This is a genomic window from Pseudoduganella lutea, from assembly GCF_004209755.1.
Classification (GTDB): domain Bacteria; phylum Pseudomonadota; class Gammaproteobacteria; order Burkholderiales; family Burkholderiaceae_D; genus Rugamonas; species Rugamonas lutea.
In genome coordinates this window covers 1461752-1481019 of the sequence record NZ_CP035913.1, presented here as the reverse complement: position 1 = coordinate 1481019, position 19268 = coordinate 1461752, and the positions used below count along the sequence as shown (strand labels likewise).

The 19268-nt window shown below is 64.2% G+C and carries 16 protein-coding genes and 1 pseudogene; 15 read left to right on the top strand and 2 right to left on the bottom strand.

The genetic code is table 11. From position 1 onward, the window contains the following. Positions 1-72: 72 nt before the first annotated feature. On the bottom strand, positions 73-783 hold the full coding sequence (gene ompA, locus EWM63_RS06220; RefSeq protein WP_130185751.1) for an outer membrane protein OmpA: 711 nt from the start codon (positions 781-783) through the stop codon (positions 73-75). 450 nt (positions 784-1233) lie between these two features. Between ompA and gyrA the strand changes: the two genes are divergently transcribed. The 15 genes from gyrA to EWM63_RS06145 all read left to right on the top strand — a co-directional run bounded on the left by gyrA (position 1234) and on the right by EWM63_RS06145 (position 17581). Then, the gene (gene gyrA, locus EWM63_RS06215) at positions 1234-3939 is read left to right on the top strand and encodes a DNA gyrase subunit A (protein WP_130185750.1); all 2706 of its coding nucleotides are present in this window, start codon (positions 1234-1236) and stop codon (positions 3937-3939) included. A 73-nt stretch (positions 3940-4012) separates the two neighbouring features. Next, positions 4013-4606, top strand: a complete 594-nt coding sequence (locus EWM63_RS06210) for a DUF2059 domain-containing protein (protein WP_130185749.1) — start codon at positions 4013-4015, stop codon at positions 4604-4606. 5 nt (positions 4607-4611) lie between these two features. Beyond that, positions 4612-5697: a 3-phosphoserine/phosphohydroxythreonine transaminase gene (gene serC / locus EWM63_RS06205; protein WP_130185748.1), complete on the top strand. Its 1086-nt coding sequence runs from the start codon at positions 4612-4614 to the stop codon at positions 5695-5697. Positions 5698-5910: 213 nt separating this feature from the next. After that, on the top strand, positions 5911-6984 hold the full coding sequence (gene pheA, locus EWM63_RS06200; RefSeq protein WP_130185747.1) for a prephenate dehydratase: 1074 nt from the start codon (positions 5911-5913) through the stop codon (positions 6982-6984). 21 nt (positions 6985-7005) lie between these two features. Beyond that, entirely contained in the window at positions 7006-8127 is a 1122-nt protein-coding gene (gene hisC, locus EWM63_RS06195) for a histidinol-phosphate transaminase (protein WP_130185746.1), read from the top strand. Then, positions 8117-9016 carry a prephenate dehydrogenase gene (locus tag EWM63_RS06190; RefSeq protein ID WP_207221253.1) on the top strand — a complete coding sequence of 300 codons (900 nt, stop codon included), beginning with the start codon at positions 8117-8119 and terminating at the stop codon, positions 9014-9016. Before hisC ends, EWM63_RS06190 begins: the two co-directional genes overlap by 11 nt. A 13-nt stretch (positions 9017-9029) precedes the next feature. After that, the gene (aroA, locus tag EWM63_RS06185) at positions 9030-10382 is read left to right on the top strand and encodes a 3-phosphoshikimate 1-carboxyvinyltransferase (protein WP_130185745.1); all 1353 of its coding nucleotides are present in this window, start codon (positions 9030-9032) and stop codon (positions 10380-10382) included. A gap of 205 nt (positions 10383-10587) precedes the next feature. After that, positions 10588-11256 carry a (d)CMP kinase gene (cmk, locus tag EWM63_RS06180; RefSeq protein WP_130185744.1) on the top strand — a complete coding sequence of 223 codons (669 nt, stop codon included), beginning with the start codon at positions 10588-10590 and terminating at the stop codon, positions 11254-11256. A 161-nt stretch (positions 11257-11417) separates the two neighbouring features. Then, on the top strand, positions 11418-13094 hold the full coding sequence (gene rpsA / locus EWM63_RS06175) for a 30S ribosomal protein S1 (RefSeq protein WP_130185743.1): 1677 nt from the start codon (positions 11418-11420) through the stop codon (positions 13092-13094). 38 nt (positions 13095-13132) lie between these two features. Continuing rightward, positions 13133-13438 (top strand): integration host factor subunit beta, encoded by a 306-nt coding sequence (locus EWM63_RS06170; protein WP_130185742.1) that lies wholly within the window; start codon positions 13133-13135, stop codon positions 13436-13438. 120 nt (positions 13439-13558) lie between these two features. Then, positions 13559-13858, top strand: coding sequence for a LapA family protein (locus EWM63_RS06165; RefSeq protein ID WP_130185741.1), 300 nt, complete (start codon positions 13559-13561; stop codon positions 13856-13858). A gap of 19 nt (positions 13859-13877) precedes the next feature. Then, a complete protein-coding gene (lapB, locus tag EWM63_RS06160) occupies positions 13878-15053 on the top strand; it encodes a lipopolysaccharide assembly protein LapB (RefSeq protein ID WP_130185740.1) in 1176 nt (391 codons plus the stop codon). A 12-nt stretch (positions 15054-15065) separates the two neighbouring features. Next, positions 15066-16004 carry a D-glycero-beta-D-manno-heptose-7-phosphate kinase gene (gene rfaE1 / locus EWM63_RS06155; protein WP_130185739.1) on the top strand — a complete coding sequence of 313 codons (939 nt, stop codon included), beginning with the start codon at positions 15066-15068 and terminating at the stop codon, positions 16002-16004. A gap of 159 nt (positions 16005-16163) precedes the next feature. Further along, on the top strand, positions 16164-16484 hold the full coding sequence (locus tag EWM63_RS06150; RefSeq protein ID WP_130185738.1) for a ComEA family DNA-binding protein: 321 nt from the start codon (positions 16164-16166) through the stop codon (positions 16482-16484). 131 nt (positions 16485-16615) lie between these two features. After that, positions 16616-17581 (top strand): questin oxidase family protein, encoded by a 966-nt coding sequence (locus EWM63_RS06145; RefSeq protein WP_130185737.1) that lies wholly within the window; start codon positions 16616-16618, stop codon positions 17579-17581. A 3-nt stretch (positions 17582-17584) separates the two neighbouring features. Here the strand turns inward: EWM63_RS06145 and EWM63_RS06140 are convergent. Beyond that, a pseudogene (locus EWM63_RS06140) lies at positions 17585-19248 on the bottom strand (FAD-dependent oxidoreductase). Between the last annotated feature and the right edge of the window lie 20 nt (positions 19249-19268).

The window sequence follows — 19268 nt, the reverse complement described above, 5'->3', positions numbered from 1 at the left end:
CTGACCCCGGTTCCAGGAAACGCAGGCAAAAAAAATCCCGCCGAAGCGGGATTCTTGTGGCGTGAGCCGGGATTACTTGCGGGTGCCCACGACTTCGATTTCCACGCGGCGGTTCTTCGCGCGGCCTTCGGCGGTCTTGTTGTCGGCGACTGGCTGCTTCTCGCCCTTGCCTTCGGTGTACACGCGGTTCGATTCGACACCTTTCGACAGCAGGTAGGCCTTCACGGACTCGGCACGGCGCACGGCCAGCTTCTCGTTGTAGGCATCGCTGCCCACGGAGTCGGTGTGACCCACGGCGATCACCACTTCGGTGTTAATGCCGCCCAGCTTGCCCGCCAGCTCGTCCAGCGCGGACTTGCCTTCCGGCTTCAGCACGGCCTTGTCGAAGTCGAAGAACGCGTCGGCGTTGTAGCTGACTTTTTCAGACGTCGGCACAGGTGCTGCAGCGGGTGCTGGTGCCGGGGCAGGCGCCGGTGCCGGAGCGACTGGCGGCGGCGGGGCCACGCACTTGCCGTTTTCCAGGCGCTCCGGTTCCACGCAGATCGGCAGGTCGCAGCCCGGCACGGCATCGGCCGGCGTCCAGAAACCGGTGCGCCAGCACAGGCCGAACGGGTTGCGGGCGATCACGCCGCGCTGGTCTTGAACGTAGGCGCTCACAGGCTTTGCTGCCTGGATATCCTGGGTCACGGGCGCGAAAGGCGGCGCGGTCGGCTTGTCCTGCGCGGCCACGGAGCCAGCGAACACGGCCGACACTGCGAAGATGCTGGAGATCAGTTTTTTCATGTTTTTGTTTCCTTTCGGGTGTGATATCGGCAGCGTGCGCCGCGCGACATATGTTGCCTAAGTGCGAACGGCGCGAATACTAACATGTGTGGCTCTTGTGTTCCCCGGGCGGGGCAGGTTGCTGCCGATTTGCGATTCAGCCAAGTTTGTATTTCCGTCATTTTGCCATATGCGCCTGTGTCGCACGAAACGCGCTCCGATATGGGCAATTGCCCCATTCAACCAAATTGTTGTGTTATTGCAACGCCCATGCCGACGTGCGGCGATGATAAGGCGTGAATATGTCGGCACGATTACATGTTGATTTTGCACCGTCCGTCGCGACCATGGCGCGCAGTGGCCGGGAGGAAAGAAGCGGATCGGCCGGGGCAATGGCCCGCATGGTAAAATCGTACGATTGTCTGCGGTCCCATGCAGCCTGAACCAACGTCAGAGAAGATCGACCCGCCAATGGATCAATTCGCAAAAGAAACAATCCCCATTTCACTCGAAGAAGAGATGCGCAAGAGCTACCTCGATTACGCCATGAGCGTGATCGTGGGCCGGGCCTTGCCGGATGCGCGCGATGGCCTGAAGCCGGTGCACCGCCGTGTGTTGTTCTCCATGCACGAAAGTAATTACCACTACAACCGGCCGTACGTGAAGTGCGCCCGCGTGGTGGGCGACACGATGGGTAAATACCATCCGCACGGCGACGCGTCGATCTACGACACGCTGGTGCGCATGGCCCAGGATTTCTCGCTGCGCTACACACTGGTCGATGGCCAGGGCAACTTCGGCTCGATCGATGGCGATGCCGCCGCGGCGATGCGTTATACGGAGTGCCGCCTCGACAAGATCGCCGGCGAACTGCTGGCCGACATCGACAAGGAAACCGTCGACTTCCAGCCGAACTATGACGGCAAGGAAAAGGAACCGACGGTGCTGCCGACGCGCGTGCCGAACCTGCTGATCAACGGTTCCTCGGGCATCGCGGTCGGCATGGCCACGAATATCCCGCCGCACAACCTGGGCGAAGTGATCAGCGGTGCACTGCACGTGCTGGCCAACCCGGATTGCACGGTCGATGAACTGATCGAACTGATCCCGGCGCCGGACTTCCCGACCGGTGGCACGATCTATGGCGTGTCGGGCGTGCGCGACGGCTACCGCACGGGCCGTGGCCGCGTGGTCATGCGCGCCAAGACCCACTTCGAGGAATATGGCAAGGACGGCGGCCGCATCGCGATCATCGTCGACGAGCTGCCCTACCAGGTGAACAAGAAGTCGCTGCTCGAGCGTATCGCCGAGAACGTGCGCGACAAGAAGCTCGAAGGCATTTCCGACATCCGCGACGAATCCGACAAGTCGGGCATGCGCGTGGTGATCGAGCTGAAGCGGGGCGAAGTGCCGGAAGTGGTGCTGAACAACCTGTACAAGCAGACCCAGTTGCAGGACACGTTCGGCATGAACATGGTGGCGCTGGTGGACAACCAGCCCAAGCTGATGAACCTGAAGGACCTGCTGTCGGTGTTCCTGTCGCACCGCCGCGAAGTGGTCACGCGCCGCACCGTGTTCGAGCTGCGCAAGGCGCGCGAGCGCGGCCACGTGCTGGAAGGCCTGGCCGTGGCACTGGCCAATATCGACGACTTCATCGCCATCATCAAGGCCGCGCCCACGCCGCCGGTGGCGAAGACGGAACTGATGGCGCGCGCCTGGGATTCGTCCCTCGTGCGCGAAATGCTGGCCCGCACCGGCGACGGCGGCGAGGTGGACATCAACGCGTTCCGCCCCGAGCACCTGCCGAAGCACTACGGTATCCAGGCCGATGGCATGTACAAGCTGTCCGACGACCAGGCGCAGGAAATCCTGCAGATGCGCCTGCAGCGCCTGACCGGCCTGGAACAGGATAAGATCGTCAACGAATACAAGGACGTGATGGCGCAGATCGCCGATCTGCTGGACATCCTGGCCAAGCCGGCGCGCGTGACGGAGATCATCAGCAACGAGCTGACCGCCGCCGTGACCGAATACGGCGCCAAGGACGTGCGCCGTTCCACGATCGAGCACAACGCCACCGACCTGGGCACCGAAGACCTGATCACGCCGCAGGACATGGTGGTCACGCTGTCGCACCTGGGCTACATGAAGGCCCAGCCGATCTCCGAGTACCGTGCGCAGAAGCGCGGCGGCCGCGGCAAGCAGGCCATGGCCACGAAGGACGAGGACTGGATCGACCAGCTGTTCATCGCCAACACGCACGACTACATCCTGTGCTTCAGCAACCGCGGCCGCATGTACTGGCTGAAGGTGTGGGAAGTGCCGCAGGGTTCGCGCAATTCGCGCGGCCGGCCGATCGTGAACATGTTCCCGCTGCAGGACAATGAAAAGATCACCGTGGTGCTGCCGCTGTCGGGCGAGAACCGCACGTTCCCGGAAGATCACTACGTGTTCATGTCGACCAGCCTGGGCACCGTGAAGAAGACGCCGCTGCGCGACTTCTCGAACCCGCGCAAGGCCGGCATCATCGCCGTCGACCTGGACGAGGGCGACTTCCTGATCGGCGCCGCGCTCACCGACGGCAAGCACGACGTGATGCTGTTCTCGGACGCCGGCAAGGCCGTGCGCTTCGACGAGAACGACGTGCGCCCGATGGGCCGCACGGCGCGCGGTGTGCGTGGCATGAACCTGGATGAAGGCCAGAACGTGATCGCGCTGCTGGTGGCCGAGAACGAACAGCAGACCGTGCTGACGGCCACCGAGAACGGCTTCGGCAAGCGCACGCCGATCACCGAGTACACGCGCCATGGCCGCGGCACGAAGGGCATGATCGCGATCCAGACGTCCGAGCGTAACGGCAAGGTCGTCGCCGCCACGCTGGTCGAGCCGAGCGACGAGATCATGCTGATCACCACGGGCGGTGTGCTGATCCGCACCCGCGTATCGGAGATCCGCGAGATGGGCCGCGCCACCCAGGGCGTCACGCTGATCGCCGTCGAGGATGGCACGCACCTGTCCGGCCTGCAGCGCATCGTCGAGGCGGATGCGGACGAGGTCGATCTTGTCGATCCGTTGGCCGATACCACGGCCGGTACCGTGGCCGTGGCCGATCCTGCGCCGGAATCGGACGACAATGCACCCGACAACGCGCCGGAAGACGATTCTCCAGCCGAGTAATCCAGCCCGCGGGCCCGTCCGAGCGATCGAACGGGCCCGCGGTTTTTCAAGCCAACGAAAAGTGCATAAGCATATGAAGAAAATCGCCGCAGCCCTGTTGATGTCGTTTGCCGCCGTCACTGCCGTTAGCAGCGCACCCGCGCTGGCCCAGACCGCCGCTGCGCAGCCAGCCGCCACCACGGCCGCCGCCGCCGTCGACCCGGCCGCCGCCGCCGCCGTGCGCGAACTGCTGGCCGCGATGGACTACAAGAGCGTGATGATCGAGTCGTTCAAGCAGATGACGGCTTCGCTGCCGTCCGCGATCAAGGCCGGTGCCGAGGGCGCCGTGCGTGCCGATCCGAACCTGAGCGACGAGCAGCGCGCGAAGAAAATGGCGGAAGTGGAGCAGAGCGTGCCGAAGATCGCCGCCGCGATCAGCCGCACGTACAGCGACCCGACGCTGGTCGACGAGATGCTCGAGGCGATGGTGCCGATCTATGCGCGCCACTACACGGCCGACGAGATGCGCCAGCTGGCCGCTTTCTACAAGACGCCGGTGGGCGCCAAGACGCTGCGCCTGATGCCGCAACTGATGAACGAAGGCATGCAGGTTGGCCAGCAGATCATCATGCCGCGCATGCAGAAGCTGATGCAGGAACTGAAACAGGAACAGGGCCAGGGGAAATAAGCGACGTGAGCACGATCTACAACTTCTCGGCCGGCCCGGCCGTATTGCCGAAGGAAGTGCTGCAGCAGGCCGCCGATGAAATGCTGGACTGGCACGGCAGCGGCATGTCCGTGATGGAAATGAGCCACCGCGGCCCCGAGTTCATCTCGATCTACCGCGCCGCCGAGCAAGACCTGCGCGACCTGCTGGCCGTGCCGGACAACTACCGCATCCTGTTCATGCAGGGTGGCGGCCTGTCGCAGAACGCCGTGATTCCCATGAACCTGGTGGGCCGGAAGGCCGATCCCGTCATCGATTTCGTCCACACGGGCTCCTGGTCGGGCAAGTCGATCAAGGAAGCGGCGCGCTACGCCAAAGTCAACGTGGCGGCATCCGCCGAGGCCAGCGGCTACACGACGGTGCCACCGCAAGCCGAATGGCAGCTGACGCCCGACGCGGCCTACCTGCACCTGTGCACCAACGAAACGATCGACGGCGTGGAAATCGACTTTGCGCCCACCGTGCCGGCCGGCGTGCCGATCGTGGCCGACATGTCGTCGCATATCCTGTCGCGCCAGGTCGACGTATCGAAATACGGCCTGATCTTCGGCGGCGCGCAAAAGAACATCGGCCCGGCCGGGGTGACCGTCGTCATCGTGCGCGACGACCTGATCGGCCATGCGCTGCCGCTGTGCCCGTCCGCGTTCGATTTCAGGAACGTGGCCGTCAACGAATCCATGTACAACACGCCGCCCACATACGGCATCTACATCGCCGGCCTCGTGTTCCAGTGGCTGAAGAAGAACGGCGGCGTGGCGGCGATGGAACAACGCAATATCGAAAAAGCCAGGCTGCTGTACGCGGCACTGGACGCGGACGACTTCTATCAGAACCGTGTCGCGCCCCCCTACCGTTCGCGGATGAACGTACCGTTCTATCTGCGCGACGAATCGCAATATGAAGCATTCCTGGCCGGCGCCAAGGCGCGCGGGCTGCTGCAACTGAAGGGCCACAAGTCCGTCGGTGGATTGCGCGCATCGATCTACAATGCGATGCCGATCGAAGGCGTACAGGCGCTGGTCGATTATTTGAACGAGTTTGCAAAGCGATAGGCTGGGCCAGGTGTCAGACACTATTTTCTGGGCGCTTCATCCAGAAAATAGTGTCTGACACCGGTTTTCTCATCCGGAGTCGGCAGCGCTTGAAGAAAACCGGTGTCTGACACCTTTTCCGGAAGAAGCCCCGGAAAAGGTGTCAGACACCAGGCAAGCGCCGATGGCCAGACATGCGCCGCTGCGCCACGCAAACCACATCACAAGCACACCATGACAGACAAACTGAAACCCCTGCGCGACCAGATCGATGCGATCGACGCGCAGATCCTGTCCCTGCTGAACCAGCGCGCCAAGGTCGCGCAGGAAGTGGGGCACGTGAAAGCCGAAACCAACGCGCCGGTATTCCGCCCCGAGCGCGAGGCGCAGGTGCTGCGCGGCGTGGCCGAGCGCAACCCGGGCCCGATGGGCGACACGGAAGCGCAGACGATCTTCCGCGAGATCATGTCGGCCTGCCGGGCATTGGAGAAGCGCGTGACCGTTGCGTATCTCGGCCCGGCCGGCACGTTCAGCGAACAGGCCGTGTACCAGCAGTTCGGCCACGCGGTCGAAGGCATGCCATGCGCTTCCATCGATGAAGTGTTCCGCGCCACCGAGGCCGGCACCGCCGAATTCGGCGTGGTGCCCGTCGAGAATTCGTCGGAAGGCGCGATCAACCGCACGCTCGACCTGCTGCTGCAGACGCCGCTGATCATCAGCGGCGAAGTGGCCATCGCCGTCCACCATAGCCTGATGAGCAAGACCGGCACGATGGACGGGGTGACGGCGATCTGCGCGCATTCCCAGGCGCTGGCCCAGTGCCAGGTCTGGCTCAACGAGCACTTCCCGCATGTGGAGCGGCGCGCCGTCGCCTCCAATGCCGAGGCGGCGCGCCTGGCAAGCCTCGATCCCACGGTTGCTGCCATTGCCAGCGAGATCGCCGGCACGCAGTACAACCTGGGCGTCGTCAACAGCCACATCCAGGACGATCCGCACAATCGCACCCGTTTCGTCATCGTCGGCCACCTGCAGCCGGGGCCGTCCGGCAGCGACCGCACCTCGCTCGTGCTGGCGGTGCCGAACAAGGCCGGCGCCGTGTACCAGCTGCTCGCGCCGCTGGCGAAACACGGCGTATCGATGACGCGCTTCGAATCCCGTCCCGCGCGCGTGGGCACGTGGGAGTACTATTTTTATGTCGATATCGAAGGCCACGTCCAGAACCCGGCCGTGACGCAGGCGCTCGCCGAACTCAAGAGCAACGCCGCCTTCTTCAAAGTGCTGGGCTCCTACCCGACCAGCCTGAACTGAAAAAAGAAAGAGAGATCCTGTATGTCCAAGCAGTTCGGTCCTGAATACGTCCGTGCCATCGCTCCCTACCAGGCAGGCAAGCCCATTTCGGAAGTGGCGCGCGAGTTCGGCCTCGACGAGGAACACATCGTCAAGCTGGCGTCCAATGAAAACCCGTTCGGCGTGCCCGACTCCGCGAAACAGGCGATGGCGCGTGCCGCCGCCGACCTGGGCCGCTATCCCGACGCCAACGGCTTCGAACTGAAGCAGGCGCTGTCGCAGCGTTACGACGTGCCGATGGAATGGATCACGCTCGGCAACGGCTCCAACGATATCCTGGAAATCGCCGCCCACGCCTTCGTCGAGAAAGGCCAGTCCGTCGTCTATGCGCAGTATTCATTCGCCGTGTATGCGCTGGCCACCCAGGGCATCGGCGCACGCCATATCGTGGTGCCGGCCAGGGACCATGGCCACGACCTGGATGCCATGCTCGACGCGATCGAGGACGATACGCGCCTCGTCTTCATCGCCAACCCGAACAACCCCACCGGCACGTTCATCCCGGGCAGCGAGATCGAAGCCTTCCTGCAGAAAGTGCCGGCGAACGTCGTCGTCGTGCTGGACGAGGCCTACAACGAATTCCTCGACAAGGAAGACCAGTACGAGTCCGCCGCGTGGGTGCGCCAGTACCCGAACCTGCTGGTATCGCGCACCTTCTCGAAGGCCTATGGCTTGGCCGGCCTGCGCGTGGGCTTTGCGCTGGCCCAGCCGCAACTGACGGACCTGATGAACCGCATCCGCCAGCCGTTCAACGTCAATTCGCTGGCGCAGGCCGCCGCGATCGCCGCGCTGAACGACAGCGAATTCCTGGAACGCAGCGCGCGCAACAACGCGGCCGGCTACCAGCAGTTCGTCGAGGCGTTTGAAAAGATGGGCTTGCAGTACGTGCCTTCCTACGGCAACTTCGTGCTGGTCAAGGTGGGCAACGACCTGGGCGCCGGCGCGCGCATCAACCTGGCGCTGCTCAAGCAAGGCGTGATCGTGCGGCCGGTCGGCAACTACGGCTTGCCGGAATGGCTGCGCATCTCCATCGGCCTGCCGCAGGAGAACGCCGTGTTGATCGCCGCGTTGCAGAAGGCATTGGGTGAAGGCCTTGCTGAATAAGGTCGTCATCTTTGGCGTCGGCCTGATCGGCGGCTCGTTCGCGCGGGCGCTGAAGGCCGCCGGCCGCGTGCGCCACGTGGTGGGCATCGACCGCTCCGAGGCGTCGATGCGGCGCGCACTGGAGCTGGGCATCATCGACGAGGTCGGCGCGGGACCGGAAGTGGTGCAGGGCGCCGATCTCGTCGTGCTGGCCACGCCGGTCGCGCAGACAGGGCGCATCCTCGCGGCGCTGCTGCCGCACCTCGATGCGCGCACGGTCGTCACCGATTGCGGCAGCACGAAGGCCGATGTCGTCGCGGCGGCGCGCGCCGCGCTGGGCGAGCGTATCGGCCAGTTCGTGCCGGGCCACCCGATTGCCGGCCGCGAAACCAACGGCCCGGATGCGGCGATTCCCGACCTTTACATCGGCAAGAAATTCGTCGTGACAGCGCTGGCGGAGAACCCGCCGGAAGCCGTCGCGCGGGTGACGGATGCGTGGCAGGCCTGCGGCGCGATCATCCATTGCCTGGCGCCCGAGGAACACGACAAGGTGTTCGCTTCCGTCAGCCATTTGCCGCACCTGCTGGCCTATGCGCTCGTCGACGACATTGCCGGCAAGCCGCACGCGGACCTGCTGTTCCAGTATGCGGCCAGCGGCTTTCGCGACTTCACGCGCATCGCCGGCTCGTCGCCGGAAATGTGGCGCGACATCAGCCTGGCCAACCAGGCCGCGCTGCTGACGGAACTGGACGCCTACATGGCACAACTGGCACACCTGCGCGAACGCCTGGCAGCGGGCGACGGCGCCACCCTCGAAGGCGTGTACGGCAACGCGCAGCGCGCGCGCCGGCGCTGGATCGAGGCGATCGAGGCGGCCGAAGCGCCGCCCCCGAAAGACAACGCAGAATAAAAGGATTTTCATCATGGCAGAACTGAATCACCCGCCGTACATCGACCTGAAGCCGGTGATGCACGTGGAAGGCGTTGTCCGCCTGCCGGGCTCCAAGAGCATTTCCAATCGCATCCTGCTGCTGGCCGCGCTGGCCGAAGGCGAAACCAAGATCGTCGACCTGCTCGATTCCGACGATACCCAGGTGATGCTGGCCGCGCTGCGCGCGCTGGGCGTGGAGTGGCAGGAGGAACCGCGGGAAGCCGTCAACGGCAATGCCCGCACGATCCACCGCGTGCAGGGCGCCAACGGCAGCTTCCCGAACCGCCAGGCCGACCTCTTCATGGGCAATGCCGGCACCGCGATCCGCCCGCTGACGGCGGCACTGGCCGTGATCGGCGGCGACTACAAGGTGAGCGGCGTGCCGCGCATGCACGAGCGCCCGATCGGCGACCTCGTGGACGCGCTGAACGCCGTCGGCGCGAACATCGAGTACACAGGCAATGCCGGCTTCCCGCCGCTGCATATCCGCGATGGCCAGTTCAACACGAACAAGCTGTCCGTGCGCGGCAATGTGTCGAGCCAGTTCCTGACCGCACTGCTGATGGTCGCGCCGCTGATGGCGCATGCGCACTCGGTGACGATCGAGGTCGAGGGCGAGCTGATCTCGAAGCCGTACATCGAGATCACGCTGAACCTGATGCGCCGCTTCGGCATCACCGTGGAGCAGGATGAGTGGCAGTCGTTCACCATCGCCTCCGGCCAGCGCTACCAGAGCCCGGGCAACATCCACGTGGAAGGCGATGCATCGTCCGCGTCGTACTTCATGGCGGCCGGCGCGATCGCCGGCGGCCCGGTGCGCGTGGAAGGCGTGGGCCGCGACTCGATCCAGGGCGACGTGCGCTTCGTGCACGCGCTGCAGGAAATGGGTGCGCAGATCACGATGGGCGACAACTGGATCGAAGCAAAATCGAGCGGCCCCCTGAAGGCCATCGACGCCGACTTCAACCACATCCCGGATGCCGCGATGACGATCGCCATCGCCGCCCTGTATGCCGAGGGCACGAGCACGCTGCGCAACATCGCCAGCTGGCGCGTGAAGGAAACCGACCGCATCGCCGCGATGGCCACCGAACTGCGCAAGCTGGGCGCCGAAGTGGAAGAGGGCGAAGACTACCTGAAGGTCACGCCGCCGAAGGTGCTGTCCGCCGCCACGATCGACACCTACGACGATCACCGCATGGCGATGTGCTTCTCGCTGGCGTCGCTGGACGGCGCCGCCCGCCGCGGCGCCGACGTGCGCATCAACGACCCGAAGTGCGTGGCCAAGACCTTCCCCGACTACTTCACCGCCTTCGCCGGCATCGCCCACGACGCAAAGTACTAAGCTTGAGCTTGCCTGGTGTCGGACATTTTTTCCCGGTTTCTTGGGAAAAAGTGTGCGACACCGGTTTTCGCTTGCGCCACCAGCTCCGGCTTGGAAAACCGGTGTCTGACACTTTTCCGGACAAAGCACCCGGAAAAGTGTCAGACACCGGCACTTCGCCGCCAACGGGGCTCCTTGTACCTGCGGCCGGGTTAAAATCCGCCCCATGCCTACCTCCCACATTCCCGTCATCACGATCGACGGCCCCACCGCTTCCGGCAAGGGGACCGTTGCCCACAAAGTCGCCGAGAAGCTCGGCTTTCACCTGCTCGACTCGGGTGCGCTATACCGCCTGACCGCACTGCAGGCGCTGCGCCGCAGTACGCCGTTGAACGATGAACATGCTCTTGCGAAACTTGCCGAGCACCTCCATATCCACTTTTCCGGCGACGCGATCTTCCTGTCCAACGAGAACGTGACGGATGCGATCCGTGCGGAAGAGGTCGGCAATACGGCATCGAAGATCGCCGTGCTGCCGCCCCTGCGCCATGCGCTGTATGGCCTGCAGCTGGGCTTTCGCAAGGCACCGGGCCTGGTGGCCGATGGCCGCGACATGGGCACGGTAATCTTTCCAAATGCGCAATTAAAAGTATTCCTGACTGCAAGTGCGGAAGCCCGCGCCGAGCGCCGGTATAAGCAATTGATCGGCAAAGGAATTTCTGCTAATATGGACGACCTCCTGATGGATTTGCGAGCGCGCGACGACCGGGATATGCACCGGGCCATCGCACCTCTCGTCCCCGCAGAGGGGGCGCATGTTCTCGATACCTCGAACATGACGGTGGAAACCGCCGTAGAACAGGTGCTGGGATGGTATGCGGCCATCGGGAAGTAAGGAGTAATAAAGCTATAAAGCGGCGCTGTAAGGCTTCGCTCCAAAGCTGAGTTGTAGAGCAGGAGCTGCGGCGTGCTCTGTCCGTGCGCAGTGTGTTTAACCCCTAACCCAGTTGAAGTCGCATTTTGCGAGCCTTGCTGGATAACCTGGAATAAATTTAAATGGAAAGTTTCGCAGCCCTCTTCGAAGAGTCCCTGTCACGTCAAGACATGCGCTCTGGCGAAGTGATCTCCGCTGAAGTCGTGCGCCTGGATCACAACTTCGTGATCGTGAACGCCGGCCTAAAATCGGAAGCTTTCATCCCCGTTGAAGAATTCAAGAATGACCAGGGCGAACTGGAAGTCAAAGTAGGTGACTTCGTTTCCGTGGCCATTGAATCGCTGGAAAATGGTTTCGGCGATACCATCCTGTCGCGCGACAAGGCCAAGCGCCTGGCATCGTGGCTGGCACTGGAAAAAGCCATGGAATCGGGCGAGATCGTCACCGGTACCGTGAATGGCAAAGTCAAGGGCGGCCTGACCGTTCTGACCAACGGCATCCGCGCCTTCCTGCCGGGTTCGCTGGTCGACACCCGTCCGGTCAAGGACACCACCCCGTTCGAAGGCAAGACCCTCGAATTCAAGGTCATCAAGCTGGACCGCAAGCGTAACAACGTCGTCCTGTCGCGCCGCGCCGTCATCGAAGCATCGATGGGCGAAGAGCGCCAGAAGCTGATGGAAACGCTGAAAGAAGGCACGGTCGTGACCGGCGTCGTGAAGAACATCACCGACTACGGCGCGTTCGTGGACCTGGGCGGCATCGACGGCCTGCTGCACATCACCGACCTGGCATGGCGTCGCGTGCGTCACCCGTCGGAAGTGCTGACGGTTGGCCAGGAAATCACCGCCAAAGTGCTGAAGTACGATCAGGAAAAGAACCGCGTTTCGCTGGGCGTGAAGCAGCTGGGCGACGATCCTTGGACCGGTCTGTCGCGTCGTTACCCGCAAGGCACCCGCCTGTTCGGTAAAGTGACGAACCTGACCGACTACGGCGCGTTCGTCGAAGTGGAACAGGGCATCGAAGGCCTGGTCCACGTGTCCGAAATGGACTGGACCAACAAGAACGTGGCACCGAACAAGGTCGTGCAGCTGGGCGACGAAGTCGAAGTCATGGTTCTGGAGATCGACGAAGAGCGTCGTCGTATCTCGCTGGGCATGAAGCAGTGCAAGGCCAATCCTTGGGACGACTTCGGCGTCACCCACAAGAAGGGCGACAAAGTGCGCGGCGCCATCAAGTCGATCACCGACTTCGGCGTGTTCATCGGCCTGGCTGGCAACATCGACGGCCTGGTGCACCTGTCCGACCTGTCCTGGACCGAGTCCGGCGAAGAAGCCGTGCGCAAGTTCAAGAAGGGCGACGAACTGGAAGCCGTGGTCCTGGCGATCGACGTCGAGCGCGAGCGTGTCTCCCTGGGCGTGAAGCAGCTGGAAGGCGACCCGTTCAACAACTTCGCAGCCCTGAACGACAAGGGTTCGCTGGTTACCGGCACCGTGAAATCGGTGGAGCCGAAAGGCGCCGTGATCCAGCTGAACGAAGAAGTCGAAGGCTACCTGCGCGCTTCCGAAATCTCCCGCGATCGCGTGGAAGATGCCGGCACGCACCTGAAGGCTGGCGACAAGGTCGAAGCACTGGTCATCAACATCGACCGCAAGGCACGCAGCATCCAGCTGTCGATCAAGGCGAAGGACAATGCCGAGACCGCCGAGCAGATGCAGAAGATCGCTTCGGACAGCAACGCCGCATCGGGCACCACCAGCCTGGGCGCACTGCTGAAGGCCAAGTTCGATAACAAGAACTAAGCAAGAAGTAATTAACACTGACTTTTTCTGGAACGCAGATGACCAAGTCCGAACTGATCAACCGCCTGGCTGAGCGTTATTCGCAGCTGGTGGCCAAGGATGCGGAGTATGCCGTGAAGACCATTCTCGACGCGATGACCGGTGCCCTGTCGGCCGGCCAGCGCATCGAGATCCGGGGCTTCGGCAGCTTTGCCCTGAACAGCCGGCCACCGCGCATCGGCCGCAATCCGAAGTCTGGCGACAAGGTGATGGTGCCCGAAAAACGGGTACCGCATTTCAAGCCGGGCAAGCAGTTGCGCGAGCGCGTGGACGCGATGGTCGGGCAACCGATCATCGAGGACTGATCCGGCGGGAAAGTCAAAGTCTGAAAGGGGCGGGCGAAAAGCCCGCCCTTTTTTTGTTCCTTTTTTTTCGATGCTGCTAACATGTCGCTTCCGGCATGAGCATGTAGGGATAGCTGAACGATGAAGATCATTTCGACGGTTGTTGGCATAGTGCTGTTTATCCTGTTCTTCGGCTTCGCCCTGAAAAACACGCAGGAAGTCGACCTGCACCTGTTCCTGAATTACCAATTGCGCGGCCCCCTGGTGCTGTTGCTGCTGGCCTTCTTCGTGGCCGGCGCCGCCCTCGGCGTGCTCGCCCTGACTCCCTCCATCGTCCGCCGGCGCCGTGAAGCGATGCGCCAGCAGACCATGATCCTCACGCTGCAAAGCGCCGCGCTGCAAGTGAACCGGGCGCCGGACAACGTCAACGCGCAGCAGTAAATAAAAACAATACGCACACATGGAATTTGAACTCTGGTGGTTACTGGGCATCCCGGCATTCTTCGGCCTGGGATGGATCGCCGCGCGTGTCGACATCCGCCAACTGGTGTCGGAATCGCGCACGCTGCCGCGCGGTTATTTCAAGGGCCTGAATTACCTGCTGAACGACCAGCCGGACAAGGCGGTCGATTCCTTCATCGACATCGTCAAGCAGGATCCCGAATCGACCGAGCTGCACTTCGCGCTCGGCAACCTGTTCCGCCGCCGCGGCGAAACCGAGCGGGCCATCCGCATCCACCAGAACCTGCTGGCACGGCCCGACCTGCCTGCCGACGAGCGCGCGCATGCCGAATATGAACTGGGCCAGGATTACCTGAAGGCCGGCCTCCTGGACCGCGCCGAGGAAACCTATACGCGCCTGCTGGACACGTCGTATGCCGTGCAGGGCCGCCGCGCGCTGCTGGAAATCTACCAGCGCGAAAAGGAATGGCACCGCGCCATCGAGGCGGCGATCGCCCTGCAGGAAGCGGGCGCCGGCTCGCGCCAGAAGGAAATCGCGCAGTTCTACTGCGAGCTGGCGCAGGATGCGCTGGTGCACATGCACCCCGACGACGCGATGCCGCTGCTCGAGAAGGCGCTCCATGCCGACCGCACCAGCGTGCGCGCCACCATCCTGTGCGGCGACGTCCACCTGGCGAAAGGCGACGCGGAGGGCGCGCTGGCGGTATGGCGCCGGGTGGAGCAGCAGAGCGTGCCGCACGTGGCGCTGGTGGCCCAGCGCATCATGGACGGCTACCGGAAAGTGGACCGGGCGCCAGAGGGCCTGTCCCTGCTCAAGTCCTACCTGCAGCAGGCATCGTCGATCGACCTGCTCGAAGTGGTGTTCAAGGCCGTGCTGGACCTGGAAGGCGTGGAAGCCGCGCGCAACCTCGTCGGCGACGAATTGCGCCGCACGCCGACCCTGCTCGGCCTCGACAAATTCCTCGAAGCGCGGATGCTCGACGCCGCGCCGGCCGTGCTGGCCGAGCTGTCGCTGGTGCAGAACCTGGTGCACGGCTATACGCAAAAGCTGGCGCGCTACCAGTGCAGCCACTGCGGCTTCAAGGCGCGCCAGTTCTACTGGCACTGCCCTGGCTGCAGCCGGTGGGAGACTTACCCGCCGCGCCGTACCGAAGAACTGAATGTAATGAATTAAGTTGAACTATCGATGACCACTAACCCCTCCCCAATCCCTTCCCTCGACAAGGTTCGCCTGCTGGTTGTCGGCGACGTCATGCTCGACCGCTACTGGTTCGGCGAAGTCGCCCGCATCTCGCCGGAAGCCCCGGTTCCCATCGTGCGCGTGGAAAAGCGTGAAGCCCGGCTGGGCGGCGCCGCCAACGTGGCCCGCAACGCGGCCGCGCTGGGCGCGCGGGCCGGCCTGCTCGGCGTCGTCGGCGCCGACGAGGCGGGCACCGAAGTCGAACAGCTGCTGGCCGGCGGTGGCATCCACAGCTACCTGAAGCGCGACGAGGCGATTTCCACGATCATCAAGCTGCGCGTGATCGGCCGCCAGCAGCAGATGCTGCGCATCGACTTCGAGGAAGCGCCCAGCGACGTGGTCCTGCGCGACAAGCTGCTGCAATACCGCGCGCTGCTGCCGGATCACGACGTCATCGTGCTGTCCGACTATGCCAAGGGCAGCCTGGTCAACGTGACCGACATGATCATGGCGGCGCGTGCCGCGAACAAGATCGTGATGGTCGACCCGAAGGGCGACGATTTCACCCGCTATACGGGCGCCACGGTGCTTACGCCGAACAAGGGCGAACTGAAACGCATCGTCGGCAGCTGGAGCAGCGAGGAACAGCTGACCGACAAGGCGCAGAACCTGCGCGAGTCGCTGCTGCTCGAGGCGCTGCTGCTGACCCGCTCGGAAGAGGGCATGACGCTGTACACGAAGGACCAGCGCTTCCACATCCCGGCCGATGCGCGCGAAGTGTTCGACGTGTCCGGCGCCGGCGACACGGTGATCGCCACGATGGCCGCGATGCTGGGCGCCGGGGCCAGCTGGCAGGATGCGGTGCAGACGGCGAACCGCGCCGGCGGTATCGTCGTCGGCAAGCTGGGCACGGCCACCGTCACGCGCGAGGAACTGTTCGGCTGATCCGCCGACGGGGAATGTTCGCCGCGCGCGAAGTTCCCTTCATCGCCGAGCCCGCTGACAGGCCGCAACGGCATGCCCGAGAGGCCGGCGATAACCACTCCAGTCCGCTAATCTGTGTCGGGACGCAGCCGCGTCACACCAACCCTCACGGAGGACACCATGCTGAAAAAACTATTGCTCGCCATTGCCGCCATTGCCGCCACGATGGGCATCGCGTTTGCCCAGGTCGACGTCAACAAGGCCGACCAGGCCGCGCTCGACACGGTCAAGGGCATCGGCCCGGCCAAGTCGAAAGCCATCCTGGACGAGCGGGCAAAGGGCGAATTCAAGGACTGGTCCGATTTCGAGAGCCGGGTCAAGGGCGTCGGCGAGAAAAACGCGATGAAGCTGTCCGAAGCGGGATTGCAGATCAATGGTAAGTCGCGCGACGGCGCGGCTGCCAAGGTCGCGGCGGCACCGAAGGACACCGCAAAGAAATGACCCGAGCGGGTCATCCGACGGCCCGGGCCTTGCCCGGGTTTTTTTTTGCGCACACTAGATTAAGTAAACAAATCAGTTTATTTATCTGCGTGACGGGCGTATAGTCAGTCATCCCTTCCAAGGAGACTGCCATGCCTACTGCTGCCATTTCTTCCGAGTGCTCGGCCCTGCTGGCCGACGCGCGCCGCCACGGTCCACTGTACGGGCCCGGCTTTTCCAACCACCTGCCAATGGCGCTGATTGCGCTGGACCGGATGCGCGCGCCACCCGCCGTGCTCGAACGGTTCGCCGACAGCTATCGCCAGCGGCTGCAACCGGCCGGCGCCGACGACCCCGTTACCGATCCACTACCGCTGCTGGGGCAAGGCGTGCACTACGCGGGACTGGAACGCTTCTTCAACGATGCCGTAACTGCCGATGGCGAGGAAGCCGTGCTGCGCCGCTGGCTGCCGGTGCTGTGGCCGGGGCTGGCCGCGGCCGGCTTCCACGCGATGATCCGTCTCGCCTATGCACTGGAAGCTGGAGAACGCGGAGAATTGTGCGCCGCGCTGGCGTTCTGGGTGCTGGCCTACAAGCCGTTGCCGGTACCGCCAGGCCGCACGGATGAAACGCTGGACGGGATCGCGGCGCGCATCGCGGCCGCCACAGGGGAAGGTGGCGGGACGGGGCAGACCATCGGCGCGCGCATGGCCACCGTCGAACGCAGCCCGGCGCTGGCCGGCGCGCAGCCCGCATCGATCGCATTGCGCGACGTGGCCACGTTCGCACTGGCCGCCTTCCATGCCAGCGAGGATTTCATGCTGCTGCATACCGTGACGGCGTGTCACGCGTTCCGGACGGTCGCTCCTTGCCTGGACAATGAAGAAGCGACGCTGCGCCAGTTGTGGCAGGCCGTGCTGGTCGCATGGCTGGCCGCGCAGCGCGAAGGGCGCCGTGCGGTGCCAACCAGGCTTGGCTGGAGCGAAATACAGGAACGCGCCACCCGCTCGACGGACGACCACGTGATCAAGCTGTGCCACACGGCGCGCGCGGAAGACGAGCAGTACGGCGACCCCCGCTACCTGGAGATCGCCGCCCGCGCCGTGACGCCCCGCTGACGGCTATTTCGCCAGCGGCAGGTGGGCCAGGAAGGCGTGGATCTGCGACACGACCTGCGCGCCTTCGCCCACGCCGGCCGCCACCCGCTTCGTGGAACCGGCGCGCACGTCGCCGATCGCGAACACGCCCGGCACGCTGGTTTCCAGCGGCGCCCGCTGCGGCAAGTCCTTCGGGTAGATGCCCTGGTCGAAGTTGGCGCGGCACTGCGCCTTCGTCACGTCGTGGCCGGTGCGGATGAAGCCTTGCGGGTCCACGTCCACGCCGCAGTCGCCCAGCCAGTCCGTGTTCGGGTCGGCGCCGATGAACAGGAAGATGCGGCACACGGTCGAATCGTGTTCCTCGCCCGTGCGGTTGTTGCGCAGCCGTACGCCCTTCAATCCATCGTCGTCGCCTTCCAGCTTCACGATCTCCGTGTGCGCATGCAGCTCGATGTTGGGCGTGGCGTGGATACGCTCGATCAGATAGGTGGACATCGTCGCCTTCAGGCCTTCGCCGCGGATCACCATGTGGACGCGCTTCGCGTGGCTGGACAGGAACACGGCCGCCTGGCCCGCCGAGTTGCCGGCGCCCACCAGGATCACGTCCTCGTTCTGGCACAGGTTGGCCTCGATGCGCGACGCCCAGTAATAGATGCCGCGGCCTTCGAACTGGGCGATGTTGTCCAGCGCCGGGCGGCGGTAGCGCGCGCCGCACGACAGCACCACGGTGCGCCCCTTGATGCGCTTGCCTTCGGCAAGCTGCACCTCGAGCGGATAGGTATCGCAGACCAGCCGTGCCGCGGGCGCGGGGATGGCCATTTCCACGCCGAATTTTTGCGCCTGGACAAAGGCGCGGCCAGCCAGCGCGCCGCCCGAGATCCCGGTGGGGAAGCCAAGGTAATTCTCGATGCGGGCGCTGGCCGCGGCCTGGCCGCCATAGGCACGCTGTTCGAGCGCCAGCACGGACAGGCCTTCCGAGCCGGCGTACACGGCCGTCGCCAGGCCGGCCGGGCCGGCGCCGACGACGATCACGTCCCACACCTTTTCCTCGTCCAGGTCGGGCAGCAGGCCGAGGCAGCGGCCCATGTCGGCATTCGTCGGGTTCTTCTTCACGCTGCCGTCCGGGCACACGACCAGCGGCCAGTCGTCCGGGCCCGGCTGGTAGTACTCGCACAGGCTGCGCGCCTGCTCGTCTTCCTTCGGGTCGAGCACCGTGTGCGGATAGGCATTGCTGGCCAGGAAGCTGCGCAGCTGGTGCAGGCGACCATGGCCGGCCGGGCCACCAGCACCGGGCCGCCCGTATTCGCTTCCAGCAGGCCCACGCGGCGCAGGATCAGTGCCCGCACGATGCGCTCGCCCAGTTCGGCCTCGGCGATCACCAGCGCGCGCAGGTTCTCCGGCGAAATCACGAGTGCTTCCACGTCGCCCACGGCCATCGCATTGACGAGGGTGGGGCGGCCGGCCAGCTGCGACACCTCGCCGGTGAACTCGCCGCGGCCATGCTCCGTGATCGGCCATGAATTGCCCAGGCCATCGTAGCGGCTGATCGCGATGTGGCCGGCCAGCGTGACGATCAGGCCAAACGTGGTATGGCCCGCCTCCAGGATGCGCACGCCATTGTTGTAGGTGCGCACGGTGCCGAAGCGCTGCAGCTTCTTCATCTCCGCTTCGGAGAGCGTGGGGAACATCTGGTAGCGCCGCGATTCGA